This is a genomic window from Bacillus sp. T3 (assembly GCF_033449965.1).
In the GTDB taxonomy this organism is placed as follows: Bacteria; Bacillota; Bacilli; order Bacillales; family Cytobacillaceae; genus Bacillus_BU.
The window spans coordinates 3,566,424-3,584,511 of sequence record NZ_CP137761.1 but is presented as its reverse complement, the minus strand read 5'-3'; the positions used below and the strand labels follow the sequence as shown (position 1 = coordinate 3,584,511).

Sequence of the window (18,088 nt, the reverse complement as noted above, 5' to 3'; positions counted from 1 at the left end):
TTAAATGACGAAATCGGCGAATAAATTTTAATTTTGGCGAATAAATCTCCAAAACAGGCGAATAACCCAAGCTAGACTCACCTCCGCTCCGGACATCCACCCTAAAACAACAGCTCGTAAACCTCATTTAACTGTCGAGCGCGCTCATTATCCTGTTCTTCTTTAGCATAATTAATTTCATCCGGGTAAAATCCGGTCCAAAAAATCAATTTCCTCCTGGCTGAGCACTTTAATGAAGTCGCCCTCGCCATGATGATGGTGACCGACAAGTTTTTTATAAATCTTTTTGCCAATATCATATTGATCGGTGTAATTTGATAGTGTTTCCCGTAAATATCCAAGTGTGTTATCCATCCTACAATCTACTCCTTAAAAAAATCTAAAAAGGCTTCTTTATCTGTTTGTGCTTTGTTTTTGTAATATGGATTATCCTCAGTTGCGTCGTTTGGATCGAGGTTTGTTTTTATTACTAAAGTGGGTCCTTCGGTACTATCAGCAATTATCCTGGTCGTTTAAATCTTTGAAATCAGGTATCTTTTTATTTCCTGGTTGCTGTGGTTCGGTCATCTCTGCCACCTCCTAAGGATAGGGTGCAGAAAAAGAAGAAAATTATGTATGACATAAGAGCTATTAATTAAGAAATCAAATAACACTTAGGTGCCCACTAGCCTCAAAAAAGGAAGAAAGCGGAAACCAAAGTAGAAATTGATTCAAAAAGCAGTTAATTTCAAAAAAAGATGCCGACCAAATAGTCAGCATCTTTTCCATTATTTCTTCAAATCTAACACAAGCTCCTCACTAGGCGTCACATACACTGTTTGCTGGTGATCGTAAATCACAAAGCCAGGCTTTGCCCCACTTGGTTTTTTTACATGCCGTACTAATGTATAATCAACCGGGACTGAGCTTGAGGTCCGTGCTTTACTGTAATAAGCAGCAAGTGAAGCCGCTTCGAGAATCGTTTGCTCGGCCAGTGTCTTACTGCGAATCACCACATGCGAGCCGGGAATATCCTTCGTGTGCAGCCAAATTTCATCGCGCGCTGCCAGTTTATTGGTTAAATAGTCATTTTGTTTATTATTTTTGCCGACGATGATTTCAGTTCCATCAGAGGAAAAATAATTATCTAATACCGGTTTAGCGGATGCTTGTGACTTTTTATTTTGTCGTTTGCGCCTGGTCGCGGATGTAGCCGCCCTCCACCAATTCCTCCCGAATTTCTTCAATATCACGAGTGGAAGCAGTCTCCACCTGCTGGAGTAACGATTCGAAATAAGTGACTTCATCACGAGCAAGCTCAATTTGACCATGCACAATATCTAATGCATTTTTCGCTTTTTGATATTTACTAAAATACTTTTGGGCATTTTCTGAAGGTGATTTTTGTGGATCGAGCGGGATCGTCACGCTTGCCCCGTCTTCATCGTAATAATTGATGACCTCGATTTCCTTCATTCCTTTTTGAACAGCAAATAAATTCGCGGTTAATAATTCTCCGAACAGTTGATATTCATTCGCTTTTTCAGCCTCTACAATGGTTGCTTCTAATTTCTTAATTTTCTTCTCATTCTTTTCTTTTTCATTGATGATAAAGCGCAGCAAATCAGTTGCCTGCTGCTTGACGCGATCCTTTACCGCTTTGCCAAAATAAAAACGGTCGAGCATTTCGCTTAAGCTTGCAAATGTTTTTGATTCCCCGCGCAATGACTGTAATGGGAATAAGTAAAAAGATTCCTTCCCCTCACTTACTGTTATCGCCGGCTGATAGTCATGTTTTTCTATTTCATTTAATACCGTTAAAAAAGATTTAGGCAGTGTCACTCGATTGGCAAGCCCTGCTCGATGCACTATTTCCTTTGCAAACAATGGAGATATTCCAGCAAAGCTACTCACCAGCTGTTTATCAAGCTTTCCAGCATTAAAGTCCAATCGCTTCAAAATTTCTTCATCAGTTAAACCAAACGGACTCACCTTATCCTGCTGTGGTGGCAGAATGTAAGGCTGTCCAGGTAAAATGGCCCGATGCGTGTTGACGGCAAAGGAAACATGTTTGATGCTGTCAAGAATCATCTGCCGTTCCTTATCAACGAGAATGATATTGCTGTGGCGGCCCATGATCTCAATGATTAACTGTTTATAAGAGATGTCACCAAGCTCGTTCCGGCCCTTCACCTCGAACACGATTATTCGGTCCAGTTCAATCTGCCGAATATCTTCCAAAATAAATCCTTCTAAATGCTTGCGCATCAGCATACAGAACATCGGAGGTTCATTCGGATTTTCATAAACCTCATTTGTTAGCTGAACTCTAGCATAGCTTGGGTGAATCGAGAGCAGTAATCGCTGATTTTTTCCATTTGCTCGAATCACCATTAACAGTTCATTCGGAAAGGGCTGCTGTATTTTATTGATTCTTCCCCCTTTAAGCGCCAGGGAAAGCTCGTTCGTAATTTCGCGCGTAAATAATCCATCAAAAGACATGTTTATTACATCCTTTTCTCTATGTACAGTCCAAAGCTAATATGCATAAGGACTATTCCATTAGTTTGGCGCAAGTGTCCCAGTCACTGAGTAATTAACTTGCTTTGGGTGCTTCTTCCGCTTTTCTAATCATTTTATCATTTTTTGGGACGAGTCTGAATAAGCTTTATTTAGATAAATGTCTAGCTACGGGCGCCATCGGTTCGAGGTCACAAGCCGATAAGCGGGCGCCTTCCGCTTTTCATGTTGCTTTGTATATAAGAGGAGGAAGTGAGATGGCCGGATGAAGTTCCATGAAATGAGTAGAAATGATGTAGAAGAAGCCTTAAACACCGACCTATCATTAGGATTGTCCGATGAGGATGTGAACAAACGTAGAAAACAGTACGGATATAATGAACTCGAAGAAGGCGAGAAGCAATCCGCTTTACTTCTATTCTTAAGTCAATTTAAAGACTTTATGGTACTTGTTCTTCTTGCTGCCACATTGATTTCGGGTTTGTTAGGTGAATATATTGATGCAATTGCGATCATTGCGATTGTAATCGTGAATGGCTTTCTTGGTTTTTTTCAAGAAAGAAAAGCAGAGAAATCGCTGCAGGCGTTAAAGGAACTGTCTGCACCGCAGGTAACAGTATTACGGGATGGGAACTGGATTAAGATTCCATCGAAAGAGGTCGTTCCGGGTGACATGATAAAATTTGTCAGTGGCGACCGAATTGGTGCCGATGTGAGATTAATAGAAGCATTAAGCTTGGAAATAGAAGAATCTGCGTTAACAGGGGAATCGTTACCTGTCCAAAAGCATACCGATTCTCTTAATGCGGACCAGCAGCTTGGCATTGGTGATCTAGAAAATATGGCGTTCATGGGAACAATGGTTACCCGCGGCAGTGGGGTTGGGATTGTTTGTGCGATCGGGATGAAAACAGCAATGGGACAAATTGCAGACCTACTTCAATCCGCAGAAACAATGGAAACTCCATTACAGCGCCGTTTGGAGCAATTAGGCAAAATATTAATTGTTGCCGCTCTATTATTAACCGTCCTTGTTGTTGTTTTAGGTGTGCTTCAAGGCCATGATCTTTATACGATGTTTTTAGCGGGTGTATCGTTAGCCGTTGCTGCCATACCGGAAGGCCTCCCAGCAATCGTAACAGTAGCCCTGAGCCTTGGTGTACAACGGATGATTAAGAAAAATGCAATTGTAAGGAAGCTCCCAGCGGTCGAAACACTTGGGTGTGCTTCGGTGATTTGTTCTGATAAAACGGGAACGATGACTCAAAACAAAATGACCGTCACTCATTTGTGGAGTGGGGGCAAGACATGGACAGTTGATGGAGTGGGCTATGTACCAAGAGGAAGCTTCTATCATCGTGACCAAACTATCAGCCCACAAAATAATAAGGCACTTCAACAATTGCTGATGTTTGGTATGCTTTGTAATCACGCTGAAATTACTCAGAAAAATAAAGAATATATTATCGATGGCGACCCTACGGAAGGTGCCTTACTCGTTGCTGGAATGAAAGCTGGTTATGAGCGCAAACAATTGCTTAATCAGTTTGACATCATTCATGAATTTCCATTTGATTCAACTCGGAAAATGATGAGCGTCGTGGTTAAAGATCAAGCTGGTAAGCAATTTATTGTCACGAAAGGTGCTCCTGGACGTGCTGTTAGGAAAATGTCAATCGGCGCTTTGGGATAATAAAACACAATTCCTATCAGCAGACACAAAGGGGACGATTCAAGCTGCCATCACCGAGCTAGCTTCACAGGCATTAAGAACCATTGCCATCGGCTTTAAACCAATGCCGGAAAATACAGTTATCCTTCATGAGGATGAGGCAGAGAAGGATTTAATTTTCATCGGTTTACAGGGTATGATCGATCCGCCTCGACCTGAAGTAAAGCATGCGGTGCGAGAATGTCGTGAAGCCGGAATCAAGACCGTGATGATTACCGGTGACCATGTCATTACGGCAAAAGCGATTGCCAAGCAGTTGGGGATTTTAACCGGCAAGAGTAAGGTGATGGAAGGCAAGGAATTGTCGGATATGGAAATTGAAGAGCTTGAAGAAGTTGTTGAGGATGTATCCGTGTTTGCTCGAGTCTCACCTGAGCATAAATTAAAAATCGTAAAAGCATTGCAAAATCGTGGTCATATTGTAGCGATGACAGGGGACGGGGTCAACGATGCACCTGCGATTAAAGCAGCAGATATCGGGGTAGCCATGGGGATTACCGGTACCGATGTTGCCAAGGAAGCTTCTGCCATTGTTTTATTAGATGATAATTTTGCAACCATTAAAGCTGCGATTAAAGAAGGACGGAATATCTACGAAAATATTAGAAAATTCGTCCGTTACCTGTTAGCTTCAAATGTAGGGGAAATCCTCGTCATGTTATTTGCGATGCTGATGGGGCTTCCGTTACCATTGGTTCCGATTCAAATCCTGTGGGTAAACCTTGTCACCGATGGTCTGCCAGCGATGGCACTCGGACTTGATCAGCCTGAAGGGGATGTAATGAAACGTAAGCCGCGCAGTCCAAGAGAAGGTGTATTTGCAAGAGGTCTAGGTTGGAAGGTTATTTCGCGGGGCTTCCTAATTGGTGTAGTGACGTTAGCAGCGTTTATGACGACATACAAATCGCCAGACACGCTTGCTTATGCACAAACCGTTGCGTTTGCAACATTAGTAATGGCACAGTTAATTCACGTATTTGACTGCCGCAGTGAGCGTTCAGTTCTGTCGCGGAATCCGTTTGGAAATAAGTACTTAGTGCTTGCGGTCATTTCTTCATTTTTATTAATGTTTGTGGTGATCTACTATCCACCATTACAACCAATCTTCCATACGATTCCAATTATCCCGAAAGATTGGTTCTTAATTACAGCATTATCCTCTATTCCAACTTTTTTACTTGCCGGCTCATTTTTCGCAAGAAAATCAAAATAAAGTATGATATAATTCACAAGGTAATAGGGGAGGCTCTATTACCTTTTCTTTGTAATGAAATTAATTTTACTGTTATTATAGAAGCCTGTTGTTTATTGGAGCAGCTGTAGCTGAAAACAACAGACAGGCTAAACAGAGAATATTACTTAAAGATCCAAGGATTCACCTGCCTTAATTGATTTTCTTCATAGATTGGATGTGGAAAAATTATGATCGTAAGCATGACAGGTTTTGGTCGTAGTAAAAAGAATCGGATCGCCTTAGCGTCACGGTCGAACTGAAAACAGTGAATCATCGTTTTTGTGAATTTTATTTTCGAATGCCAAGACAACTATTAAAAATAGAAGATAAATTGAAAAAGAAGCTAGGTGACCATATACTTAGAGGAAGAGTAGAAGTATTTGTAACCTTATCCGGTGAAGCCGTTGTTAATCGAAAAGTTCAAATCGATTGGAGCCTGCTTGATCAATACTACCAATACATAACGAGCATCAATCAAAAATACGGATTGGATCAACAAATCTCTCTAAATGAACTCATCGCAAGGGAAGAAATCATTAGCATTGAAGAAAGCGATGAAGAAAATGGTGAACTCGAACTTCTAGTTATTGAAGCGGTTGAGGAAGCTGCACTTGGTCTCAAAGCGATGAGACAGACAGAAGGAGAGGCTTTAGCACGAGATATCTCAGAAAATTTAACCCAGATAAAACAACGTGTAATTGGGCTAAGAGAACTGACACCGAGAGTTGTAAATCAGTATCAAGAGCGATTAACAAAGCGAATGCAGGATTTCCTTGCTGGACAAATAGATGAAGCCAGAATATTAACCGAGGTCGCCGTCTTTGCTGAAAAAGCGGATATTAGCGAAGAGCTAACCAGGCTCGATAGCCATATACAACAGTTTCAAAAAATTATCCTGCTTAAGGAGCCGGTTGGTAGAAAACTTGATTTCCTTGTTCAAGAAATGAATCGAGAAGTCAATACAATTGGTTCTAAAGCAAATGATTCTACTATTGCCAGTGAAGTAGTGGAAATGAAAAGCTTGCTCGAGAAAATTAAAGAGCAGGTACAGAATATCGAGTAAAACGGTTTAGGGTATCAAATCTGCGGTAAAAATAATGAGAGGTAAGTTGGGGGATTCCTATGGGGATAAAATTAATCAATATTGGTTTTGGCAACATTGTTTCTGCAAATAGAATAATTTCTATCGTAAGTCCTGAATCCGCACCGATTAAGAGAATTATTCAAGATGCTCGCGATCGAGGGTCTTTAATTGATGCAACTTACGGGAGACGGACTCGAGCCGTAATGATTATGGATAGCGATCATGTGATATTATCTGCTGTTCAACCTGAAACCGTTGCGCAAAGATTAAATAACCGTGAGGATATCATTGAAGAAGGGTAGGATTTACAGATATGCAGGATAAAGGTTTATTAATTGTACTTTCCAGGACCATCCGGTGTTGGAAAGGGTACAGTTCGGAAAGCAATTTTTTCCCATCCCAATACGGCTTTTGAGTATTCGATTTCAATGACAACGAGATTGCCACGTGAGGGTGAAGTTGATGGAGTCGATTATTTCTTTAAAACACGAGCTGAATTTGAAAGCTTAATATCACAAGGGAAGTTGCTTGAGTACGCCGAGTTTGTTGGGAATTATTATGGCACCCCTGTTGATTATGTGAGAGAAACATTAGATAATGGAAAAGATGTATTTCTCGAAATTGAAGTTCAAGGTGCACAGCAGGTTAGAGAAAAATTTCCTGAAGGTTTATTTATATTTTTAGCCCCTCCATCTTTAAGCGAATTGAAGAATCGAATTACGACAAGGGGCACAGAAACTGAGGAAGTTATTAATAATCGAATGACAGTTGCCAAAGAAGAAATAGAAATGATGTCCTTATATGATTATGTAGTTGAGAATGATCAAGTAGAACATGCTGTTGAGAAAATCAAGGCCATCGTCATCGCAGAGCATTGCCGTAGAACAAGAATTGAACAACGCTATAAAAATATGCTGGAGGTTGATTAAACATGCTTTATCCTTCGATTGATTCTTTATTAACTAAGATTGATTCAAAATACTCATTGGTTTCTGTTGCAGCCAAAAGAGCTAGAAATCTACAAGAAACAAACGACTACAAGCTTGGGAAATACGTTTCTCATAAAAATGTAGGTCGCTCATTGGAAGAAATCCATGCAGGAAAGCTAACATTTACGAACGAACCAAAACATGATGATACTTCTGTTGAATAATAAACAAGTAAAATAACAACCTTTAGCAGGTTGTTATTTTATTTTAGGTGAAAAAAAAGAAGTATTCTTGCATAATGGAAGATAGAAATTGTTATAGTGGGGGTACCTATATGTTGAACGGAAAAAAGATTTTACTTTGTGTAACCAGGTGGCATTGCCGTTTACAAGGCTGCAGCACTAACAAGTAAGCTCACGCAAGCAGGAATCAATGTAAAAGTGATCCTCAGTGATGCAGCAGCACAGTTTGTGACACCATTAACCTTCCAAGCATTATCAAAAAATGATGTGTATACCGATACATTTGATGAAAAGGATTCAAGGGTTATCGCTCACATTGATTTAGCGGATTGGGCTGACTTAATAATCGTTGCACCAGCTACTGCCAATACAATTGGGAAGCTGGCTAATGGAATTGCTGATAATATGATTACGACAACATTACTTGCCGCAACCGCACCAGTTTGGATTGCCCCAGCCATGAATGTCCATATGTATGATCATCCTGCGGTCAAAAAAAATATCGCGATTTTAGCACAATACGGCTATCGCTTTATTGAACCTAGTGAAGGCTACTTAGCATGTGGTTATGTCGGCAAAGGTAGATTAGAAGAGCCGGAAAAGATTGTCGAAATCATTGATCATTATTTTAATCAATCAAACCAAACGCTTGTCGGTAAAAAAGTGATTGTTACAGCCGGCCCAACCCAGGAAAAAATTGATCCTGTTCGCTATATAACCAACCATTCAACAGGAAAAATGGGCTATGCGATTGCTGAAGAAGCAGCAAAGGCAGGGGCAGAAGTCATCTTAATTTCCGGACCGGTAAATATTCCTGTCCCAAATGGTGTGACCGTTGTCAATGTAAAGAGTGCTGAGGATATGTATCAAGCTGTCATCACGCAATATGATGAGGCCGATATCGTGATAAAGACGGCTGCTGTGGCAGATTATCGTCCAAAAATAAGCCACGAACAGAAAATGAAGAAACAACCTGGTGAAAAGGTATTAGAGCTTGAAAGAACGAAGGATATCCTATTTGAACTTGGTCAAAAAAAGACCCATCAAATCCTAGTTGGTTTTGCTGCGGAGACGGAGCATGTTGAGGAATATGCGATGGGAAAATTAAAAAAGAAAAATGCCGATATGATTGTTGCTAACAATGTTAAAACGGCTGGCGCCGGCTTTGGGACTGAAACGAATATTGTGACGATTTTCAAAAAGGATGGGACAAGTCTTGAATTGCCAATTATGACAAAGCACGAGGTTGCCCAAAAATTACTTGAACAAATTTCGCTACTATAATAGGATGATGAATCAATGAATATCGCTAGTGTAATTGTAGACGTAGCGGCAAAACAAACAGATAAAGGCTTTGATTATCTTATTCCCGAGCAATGGCAAGGGATGATTGAACCTGGGATGCGAGTGATAGTGCCGTTTGGACCTCGGAATATTCAAGGATTTGTACTTGAGCTTAAATCACATTCTGACTTTTCAAAGCTTAAGGAAATCATTGAACCGATGGATTTAACTCCTGTGTTAAATCAGGAGATGCTTGAACTTAGCGATTGGTTGACCAGAGAGGCACTCTGTACAAAAATTTCCGCCTATCAAGCTATGATTCCAGCTGCCTTGAAAGCACAATATGAAAAGAATATTTATCTCGCCCCTCATGCTACCATTGTCGATCTCCATGAAAAATTACGTCCGTTTTTTTTGGAGGACAATGTGCTGTCTTGGAAGGATGCATTAAAGCATCATTTAGTACCCATCGTCAAAAAGGAAGCAGCTAATGGAACAATCGAAGTACGGTATGAGGTGAAGGAAAGAACGAAGAAAAAGAAAATCATGCATGTTCTTCCTAAGCGATCAATTGAGGAGCTTCAACTTGAAAAGGACCATTTGAATAATGCGAAAAAACAAAAGCAAATTGTTGAATATTTCATCGAACATCCTGAGCCAATCGAATTGCGGCAACTGCTAACGAAGTTATCCACCAATAGCACAACGATAAAAAATTTAGTTGATAAAGGGCTGCTTACACAGCAGGAGATGGAAGTCTACCGTGATCCGTATGCTGAGCGCGAGTTCAAAAGAACAGAACCACTTGTTTTAACAGCTCAGCAGGAACAAGCGATAACACCGATTCTTTCAACGATTAATGAAGCGCGCCATGATGTATTTCTGTTATATGGAATTACAGGAAGTGGAAAAACGGAGATTTATCTTCAATCAATCCAACAGGTGATTGAGAAAGGGAAGGAAGCGATTGTTCTTGTTCCTGAAATCGCCTTAACACCGCAAATGGTGAATCGGTTTAAAGGAAGATTTGGAGATTTGGTTGCAGTATTGCACAGCGGATTGTCAGCTGGAGAAAAATACGATGAATGGCGCAAAATTCAACGTAAAGAGGTACAAGTTGTTGTGGGTGCACGATCAGCCATCTTTGCACCATTTGAAAATTTGGGGATTATCATTATTGATGAGGAGCATGAAACAAGCTATAAGCAGGAGGAAAATCCCCGTTATCATGCTCGGGATGTAGCGATTCAACGAGCAAATCGCTATCAATGTCCTGTTGTCCTCGGCAGTGCCACCCCATCGCTTGAAACATTTGCTCGTGCTCAAAAAGGTGTTTATCATCAATTAACTCTTTCAAAAAGAATGAATGATCAAGCGTTGCCTACAGTCCAAATTGTTGACATGAGAGAAGAACTTCGGGAAGGGAACCGCTCCATGTTTTCAAAAGCTTTATTTGAGAAGCTGCAGGACCGCCTCGAAAAGAAGCAACAGACGGTTCTATTTTTGAATAAACGCGGTCATTCTTCGTTTGTCATGTGTCGGGACTGCGGGTATGTCATCCTTTGTCCCCATTGTGAAATCTCCTTAACCTATCATCGAGTTCAAAATAATATGAAATGTCATTATTGTGGTTATGATGCTAATGTGCCAAATACGTGTCCAGGAATGTCAAAGTGAGCATATTCGCTATTTTGGAACGGGTACGCAAAAGGTAGAAGAGGAGTTAGGTAAGTTACTCCCAGCGGCAAAGGTTATCCGTATGGATGTTGACACAACGACGCGCAAAGGTTCGCATGAAAAACTATTAACAGAGTTTCAGCAGGGAAAAGCGGATATTTTACTCGGTACGCAGATGATTGCAAAGGGACTTGATTTTCCTAATATTACATTAGTCGGGGTTCTGTCGGCAGACACGATGCTTCATTTACCTGATTTTCGGGCATCTGAAAAAACATTTCAGCTTTTGACCCAGGTGAGCGGGAGAGCTGGTCGGCACAAGCTACCAGGAGAAGTGGTCATCCAGACGTATACCCCTGAGCACTACAGTATCGAGCTTGCTGGGGCTCAGGATTTTGATCGTTTTTATGCTAAAGAGATGATGATGCGAAAAATTCATCGCTATCCACCATTTTATTATTTGGCGCTTGTGACGATCAGTCATTTGGATCTAATGAAGGTCGTCTCGGTAACCGAGAAAATTACGCGCTATTTACGTTCCCAGCTCTCGGATAAAGCGGTGATCCTCGGACCTGTCGCATCGCCCATTCCGAGGATCAAAGATAGATATCGCTATCAATGTTTGATAAAATACAAGCGGGAACCAGAGTTAGCAAAATCAATGAAAAAAGTAACGGAACAATTTTTACAAGAAACATCTTCAAATGGATTACAAATATCAATCGATATGAATCCATTTATCCTTATGTAAATGTCTAGAGAATGTTATTATGTGAAACAATTGGAGGAACGGCATTGGCAATTCGAAAAATAGTAACCTATCCTGCAGAAATTTTAGAAACTAGCTGTGACAAAGTGACTGTATTTGATAAAAAACTGGCAAAACTATTGGATGATATGTACGATACAATGATTGAACATGATGGAGTAGGCTTGGCTGCACCACAAATTGGCTTAAAACAGCGGATTGCGATTGTTGATATAGATGATGAACTTGGAACAATTGAGTTAATCAATCCTAAATTAATCCAACAATCCAGGAGTCAAACTGGTCCTGAAGGTTGTTTAAGCTTTCCTGGAATATATGGCGAAGTAACGCGTTCAAACTATGTAAAGGTCCAAGCACAGGACCGCAAAGGCAGAACATTCCTAATTGAGGCAGAGGAATTTTTAGCTAGAGCCATTCAGCATGAAATGGACCATTTAGATGGTGTTTTATTTACTTCAAAAGTAACGAAGTATTTGACTGAAAGTGAAATGGAAGGAGGCGAGGAGGAATGACGAAAATTATTTTTATGGGAACCCCAGATTTTTCGGTGCCAATCTTAAGTGCACTTGTTGACAATGGCTATGAAGTGATCGCAGTCGTAACCCAGCCGGATCGCCCGGTTGGTCGTAAAAAAACATTGACCCCGCCTCCTGTAAAAGTAGAAGCTGTAAAAAGAGGGATTCCGGTCTATCAACCAGAAAAAATCAAGCGACTGGAGGAGTTGGAGCCGATCTTGGCGCTTCAACCCGATTTAGTTGTGACAGCAGCATTTGGGCAAATTTTACCGAATCAATTATTGGAGGCACCAAAATACGGCTGTATCAATGTTCACGCTTCGTTGTTACCAGAGCTCCGTGGAGGTGCACCGATTCATTATTCGATTTTACAAGGCAAGGAGAAGACTGGCATTACGATTATGTATATGGCCGAAAAATTGGATGCTGGTGATATCCTAACCCAGGCTGAAGTCGAAATTACAGAAGAGGATAATGTCGGAACTCTTCATGATAAATTAAGTGCAGTTGGTTGCGAATTGCTCCTTGAAACCTTACCGAAGCTAATCGGTGGTCAACTCACTCCAATACCTCAGGATGAAGAAAGAGCAACTTTTGCTCCAAATATTAAACGTGAGCAAGAGAGGATTGATTGGCACAAGTCAGGTGAGGAAATTTATAACCAAATTCGTGGCCTGAACCCATGGCCGGTTGCTTATACGATATGGAATGAATTAACACTTAAAATTTGGCAATCCAAAAAAATAAATACAACTAAGAACGGTACACCAGGTACTGTCCTTGACATAGTTAAGGATGGAATAGTCGTTGCAACGGGCAATGAGACAGCTATAAAAATTACGGAATTGCAGCCAGCAGGGAAAAAGAGAATGCCTGCAACTCAATTTTTACAAGGCAAGGTCTCTCTGACCATCGGTGATCAGATTGGAGATTAAGATGAAGCAAACGAAGAAAAATGTCCGAGAAACAGCAGTGGATTTACTGGAGGCAATTGATAAAAACCAAGCCTACAGTAATTTGCTTTTAAATAAAACAATTGAGAAAAATCAAATAGCGCAAATCGATGTTGGCCTTTTAACGGAGCTTATCTACGGAACTCTGCAACGCAAAATGACGTTAGACTATTATCTTGAACCGTTTTTGAAAAATAATAAAAAAGTAGAGGGCTGGGTCGTAAATTTATTAAGAATCACCCTTTATCAAATGGTTTTTTTAGATAAAATTCCAGGACAGGGCGGCGATTTTTGAGGCTGTTGAAATTGCTAAAAGGCGTGGCCATAAAGGGATATCCGGCCTTGTAAATGGTGTTTTACGGAATATTCAGCGGACTGGATTAAGAGACCTAAGCGAAATAAAGGATCCTGTTGAGCGTCTTTCAGTTGAAACGAGTCACCCGAAATGGCTCGTCGCACGCTGGGTTGATCAATTAGGCTATGAGAAAACTAAAGAAATGTGTGAGTTAAACTTAACTGCACCCCTGCAAACTGCGCGTGTTAATTTTACTAAAATTAACCGGGATGACTGTTTGACTGTTTTGCAGGAAGAAGGATTCCAAGTTGAAAAGAGTGCGGTTTTACCGGAGGCAATAAAATGTTTACGTGGCAATCTCGCCAATTCAAACGCGTTTAAAGAGGGCTTGTTAACGATTCAAGATGAAAGTTCAATGCTCGTTGCTCATGCTCTAGACATAAGTCACGATGATAAAATTCTCGATGCCTGTGCAGCCCCAGGTGGAAAATCGACACATATAGCTGAAAAATTAGAGCGAACGGGATCAGTAACCTCCCTCGATTTGCATGAGCATAAAGTCAAGCTAATCTCGTCTAATGCTAAGCGCTTGGAACTCGATAATATTGAAGTAAAGGCACTTGACTCAAGAAAGGTTCAAGAGCAATTCGTACATGAAACTTTTGATAGAATCCTGTTAGATGCGCCTTGTTCAGGTCTTGGTGTGATGCGCCGCAAGCCTGACATGAAATACACAAAGAATGAAGCTGACCTTCATCGTCTGCAGGATATACAACTGGACCTGCTTGATTCTGTAGCGCCTTTACTTAAAAAAAATGGAATCTTAGTGTATAGTACATGTACGGTAGATAAAGAAGAGAATCATCTTGTTGTCGAAAAATTTTTAGAACAGCATCCCGAGTTCACAGGGGACCTAACCGTTAAAGCAAGAATGCCAGAAGCGGTTCGACCATTGATTGACGGATATTCAATGCAAATACTGCCACAGGACTTCGGTTCAGATGGTTTTTATATTGCCTGTTTAAGGAAGAAGGTGTAATACTTTGGAAAGTGTCAATACAACAGAGAATCATACAGCTATAGAAGAGAAAACGTCGATTTATTCATTAAGACTTGAGGAATTACAGCAGTGGTTAAAGGAAAATAATGAAAAGCCATTTCGTGCTGGACAAATTTTTGATTGGTTATACAAAAAAGAATTTCATCGTTCGATGAAATGACAAACCTTTCGAAAGGATTACGGGATAAGCTTGGCGAAAACTTTGTGTTAACGACTTTAAAAACGATTATCCAACAAACCTCATCAGATGGAACCATTAAGTTTTTATTTGAGTTAAAGGATGGCGTTTCGATTGAAACAGTGTTAATGCGTCATGATTACGGAAATTCTGTTTGTGTCACCACACAGGTTGGCTGTCGGATTGGCTGTACGTTTTGTGCATCAACACTTGGTGGGTTAAAACGAAATTTAGAGGCTGGAGAAATCGTTGCACAGGTTGTTAAAGTACAGCAGGCCCTTGATGAAACGGAAGAAAGAGTCAGTTCGATTGTTATTATGGGAATTGGTGAACCATTTGATAACTATGATAATATGCTCTCGTTTTTAAAAATCTGTAATAGTGAACAAGGCTTAAATATTGGAGCACGCCATATTACAGTTTCAACAAGCGGGATTATTCCAAAGATCTATCAATTTGCGGACGAGAATATGCAAATTAATTTTGCGATTTCGTTGCACGCTCCAAATACGGAGATTAGAAGCAGATTAATGCCGATCAATCGTGCTTATAAACTTCCTGATTTAATGGAAGCGGTCCGCTATTATATTGACAAAACCGGAAGACGCGTCAGCTTTGAGTATGGCTTATTTGGTGGTGTGAACGACCGTGTTGAGCATGCTGAGGAATTAGCAAGGTTAATCAAAGGAATCAAATGCCATGTCAATTTAATCCCAGTAAACTATGTACCCGAACGTGATTATGTCAGAACTCCAAGGCATCAAATTTTTGAATTTGAAAAGACCTTAAAAAAACACGGCGTAAATGTAACAATTCGTCGTGAACATGGGCATGATATTGATGCCGCATGTGGTCAACTGCGTGCTAAGGAGCGGAAAGAGGAGACGAGGTGAAATAATGAAGGCTATTTTTATGACAGATAGGGGAAAAATTCGCCAACATAATGAAGATAACGGCGGAATTTTTGTCAATCAAGCCGGACAACGCCTAGCCATCGTAGCAGATGGCATGGGCGGTCATCGGGCTGGAGATGTAGCCAGTGAGATGGCGACCATAACGTTAAAGGACATTTGGGAAAAAACAAATGAAATTTCCACTCCAGAACAGGCTGAAAGCTGGATTCGAGAGCAAATTTATCAGGTAAACCAACATATTTTTCAGCATGCCCAAACACATGATGAATGTGAAGGGATGGGGACAACGATTGTAGCAGCTATTTGCACGAACAAATTCACGACCATTGCCAATATCGGTGATAGTCGTTGCTATATGTTCAATGAAATTGGATTCAAGCAGATTACGGAGGATCACTCTCTAGTGAATGAGCTTGTTCGTTCAGGCCAAATTTCCAAAGAGGATGCTGAGCATCATCCTCGTAAAAATGTGTTAACTAGAGCGTTAGGTACTGAATTAGCTGTAGAGATGGATATCAAAACAATAACTTTTGAAGAGGGAGATCTTCTTTTGCTTTGTTCTGATGGCCTCTCCAACAAGGTGAAAGAAGAAGAACTTGGTGAAAAATTGAAGGAAGATTCATCGTTAGAAATTAAGGCATCACATCTCATCGAATTAGCAAATGATAATGGTGGTGAGGATAACATCACACTTGTCATTGTTGAATTTTATGAGACAAGCGAAAGTGGTGAATAAACATGATGATTGGAAAACGTGTAAGCGGCCGCTATAAGATCCTCGACATGATCGGTGGCGGTGGAATGGCCAATGTTTATTTAGCACACGATATGATTCTAGACCGTGATGTTGCCGTTAAAATGCTTCGGCTTGATTTTGCTAATGATGATGAATTTATTCGTCGCTTCCATCGCGAAGCACAATCTGCTACAAGTCTCGTCCATCCTAACATAGTCAGTATTTACGATGTTGGTGAAGAACAGGACCTATATTATATTGTGATGGAATACGTGGCAGGACAAACGTTAAAACAATACATACAGCAAAATTCACCGCTTGCGGTTGAGGAAACATTAGATATTATGAAGCAGTTAACTTCTGCCATATCCCATGCCCATCAAAATCACATCGTTCACCGGGACATTAAGCCTCATAATATATTAATTGACCGTGAAGGTAATGTAAAAATTACAGATTTCGGGATTGCGATGGCCTTAAGCGCAACAAGTATTACGCAAACGAATTCGGTCCTCGGTTCTGTTCATTATTTATCTCCTGAACAGGCAAGAGGAGGAATGGCTAATAAAAAGTCAGATATTTATTCACTTGGTATTGTCATGTTTGAACTTTTAACAGGACGTTTGCCGTTCTCAGGTGAGTCGGCTGTTTCGATTGCATTGAAGCATCTTCAGTCAGAGACACCTTCCGTGCGCAGATGGAATCCTTTAATCCCACAAAGCGTTGAAAATATCGTGTTAAAATCGACTGCAAAGGATCCTTTCCACCGTTATAACAGTGTCGAGGAAATGGAGGACGATTTAAGAACATCTTTAGACCCTGAAAGAGTAAATGAGCCAAAGTTTGCGATTCCACTCGATGATGAAGCAACAAAAGCGATTCCGATCATCACGAACGATCGTACTTTTCCTAATTTCGATGAAACAAGGGTTCTGGATAAGGATAAACCATCAGAGGATATCCAGTCAGTTAAGAAGGAAAAAACACCGATGGATCAAAAGAAAAAACGGAAAAAGTGGCCAATCGTACTCGTTTCAATTTTTGCATTTTTAGTGGTTTTAGGAATTTTCACCGTCACTTTGCTGCCTAGTTTGACGGCTCCAAATGATATTGAAGTCCCTGATGTTAGTGAAATGAAGCTAGAGGATGCGATTTCCGAGCTCGTTTCCGCTGGATTCGAGGTAGGCGAGACAATCGAAATTACTAGCGATGAGATTGAAGAAGGTTTGGTTGTTAAAACGGATCCAAAGGCAGGCTCGACCGCCAAGGAGGGTGCAACCATTGATGTGTATCAAAGCGTCGGTAAGGAAAAGATTGAGCTTGATGATTATACGGGAAGACAATATGATGATGTTGACCGCCTTTTAGAAAATCTTAATTTTAAAGATATTAACACAATTGAAGTATACGATTCAAGTGAACCTGGGACGATATTAAAGCAAACACCTGAAGCGGGTGAAGAGGTCATCCCTGAAGAAACGGAGATAGAGTTTACTGTCAGCAAGGGTCTTGAAAAAATCGTGCTTAAAGATTTAAAGGAGTTTAATGCAAAAGGTGTTCAAGATTATGCTCAATCTGTAGGAATTACGATTGATATGTCACAAGAGGAATACCATGATACGATTGCAGCAGGACTTGTCATTTCCCAAAATCCTGCACCAGGAACAGAATTAACGAAGGGTGCAAAGGTTACTGTGGTCATGTCAAAAGGTAAGGAAGAAATTCCGCCGAAGACGGTTACGAAGGAAATATCGATTCCATACGTGGAAACGGAACCTGGTCAAGCGAATGAAGTCCAAATTTATATTGAAGATATGAATAGGAGCATGACTGAGCCATATGAAACCATCTATATCACTCAAACAATTAAGCGGAAAATTGAATTGGTGATTCCGTACGGAAAAGTAGCGGGATACAAAGTCATTCGTGACAAGAGTGTCCTCATTGAGGAATCTGTTCCATATCCGGAGGATTAGTCCTTTAATAC

General features: G+C 40.6%; 6 protein-coding genes and 9 pseudogenes. 13 read left to right on the top strand and 2 right to left on the bottom strand.

The features are described from left to right. Nucleotides 1–101 precede the first annotated feature (101 nt). A pseudogene (locus RGF10_RS18270) lies at nt 102–354 on the bottom strand (sigma-G-dependent sporulation-specific acid-soluble spore protein CsgA). Between the two features lie 413 nt (nt 355–767). Next, a pseudogene (locus RGF10_RS18265) lies at nt 768–2,481 on the bottom strand (NFACT family protein). 283 nt (nt 2,482–2,764) lie between these two features. On the opposite strand from RGF10_RS18265, the pseudogene RGF10_RS18260 reads away from it, so the two are divergent. The 13 genes and pseudogenes from RGF10_RS18260 to pknB all read left to right on the top strand — a co-directional run bounded on the left by RGF10_RS18260 (nt 2,765) and on the right by pknB (nt 18,077). Beyond that, nucleotides 2,765–5,444 (top strand): annotated as a pseudogene (locus RGF10_RS18260) (calcium-translocating P-type ATPase, SERCA-type). A 209-nt stretch (nt 5,445–5,653) separates the two neighbouring features. Beyond that, a pseudogene (locus tag RGF10_RS18255) lies at nt 5,654–6,528 on the top strand (YicC/YloC family endoribonuclease). A gap of 59 nt (nt 6,529–6,587) precedes the next feature. Continuing rightward, nucleotides 6,588–6,851 (top strand): extracellular matrix/biofilm regulator RemA, encoded by a 264-nt coding sequence (remA, locus tag RGF10_RS18250; protein WP_318504869.1) that lies wholly within the window; start codon nt 6,588–6,590, stop codon nt 6,849–6,851. Nucleotides 6,852–6,862: 11 nt separating this feature from the next. Beyond that, nucleotides 6,863–7,478: pseudogene (gene gmk / locus RGF10_RS18245) on the top strand (guanylate kinase). A 2-nt stretch (nt 7,479–7,480) separates the two neighbouring features. Next, nucleotides 7,481–7,702 carry a DNA-directed RNA polymerase subunit omega gene (rpoZ, locus tag RGF10_RS18240; RefSeq protein WP_318504868.1) on the top strand — a complete coding sequence of 74 codons (222 nt, stop codon included), beginning with the start codon at nt 7,481–7,483 and terminating at the stop codon, nt 7,700–7,702. A gap of 110 nt (nt 7,703–7,812) precedes the next feature. Next, nucleotides 7,813–9,004: pseudogene (coaBC, locus tag RGF10_RS18235) on the top strand (bifunctional phosphopantothenoylcysteine decarboxylase/phosphopantothenate--cysteine ligase CoaBC). Between the two features lie 15 nt (nt 9,005–9,019). Then, nucleotides 9,020–11,432: pseudogene (gene priA, locus RGF10_RS18230) on the top strand (primosomal protein N'). Between the two features lie 44 nt (nt 11,433–11,476). Beyond that, nucleotides 11,477–11,962: a peptide deformylase gene (gene def, locus RGF10_RS18225; RefSeq protein ID WP_318504867.1), complete on the top strand. Its 486-nt coding sequence runs from the start codon at nt 11,477–11,479 to the stop codon at nt 11,960–11,962. Further along, a complete protein-coding gene (gene fmt, locus RGF10_RS18220) occupies nt 11,959–12,900 on the top strand; it encodes a methionyl-tRNA formyltransferase (protein WP_318504866.1) in 942 nt (313 codons plus the stop codon). Before def ends, fmt begins: the two co-directional genes overlap by 4 nt. 1 nt (nt 12,901) lies before the next feature. Then, nucleotides 12,902–14,252: pseudogene (gene rsmB / locus RGF10_RS18215) on the top strand (16S rRNA (cytosine(967)-C(5))-methyltransferase RsmB). Nucleotides 14,253–14,256: 4 nt separating this feature from the next. After that, nucleotides 14,257–15,344 (top strand): annotated as a pseudogene (gene rlmN / locus RGF10_RS18210) (23S rRNA (adenine(2503)-C(2))-methyltransferase RlmN). A gap of 4 nt (nt 15,345–15,348) precedes the next feature. Continuing rightward, complete coding sequence (locus tag RGF10_RS18205; RefSeq protein ID WP_318504865.1) at nt 15,349–16,101, top strand: Stp1/IreP family PP2C-type Ser/Thr phosphatase; 753 nt, start codon at nt 15,349–15,351, stop codon at nt 16,099–16,101. 2 nt (nt 16,102–16,103) lie between these two features. Next, on the top strand, nt 16,104–18,077 hold the full coding sequence (pknB, locus tag RGF10_RS18200) for a Stk1 family PASTA domain-containing Ser/Thr kinase (RefSeq protein ID WP_318504864.1): 1,974 nt from the start codon (nt 16,104–16,106) through the stop codon (nt 18,075–18,077). Nucleotides 18,078–18,088: the final 11 nt, after the last annotated feature.

Bases quoted from the DNA above. Each gene is read 5' to 3' on its own strand.
- remA (WP_318504869.1), top strand. From the start codon at position 6,588: ATGGGGATAAAATTAATCAATATTGGTTTTGGCAACATTGTTTCTGCA.
- rpoZ (WP_318504868.1), top strand. From the start codon at position 7,481: ATGCTTTATCCTTCGATTGATTCTTTATTAACTAAGATTGATTCAAAA.
- fmt (WP_318504866.1), top strand. From the start codon at position 11,959: ATGACGAAAATTATTTTTATGGGAACCCCAGATTTTTCGGTGCCAATC.
- RGF10_RS18205 (WP_318504865.1), top strand. From the start codon at position 15,349: ATGAAGGCTATTTTTATGACAGATAGGGGAAAAATTCGCCAACATAAT.
- pknB (WP_318504864.1), top strand. From the start codon at position 16,104: ATGATGATTGGAAAACGTGTAAGCGGCCGCTATAAGATCCTCGACATG.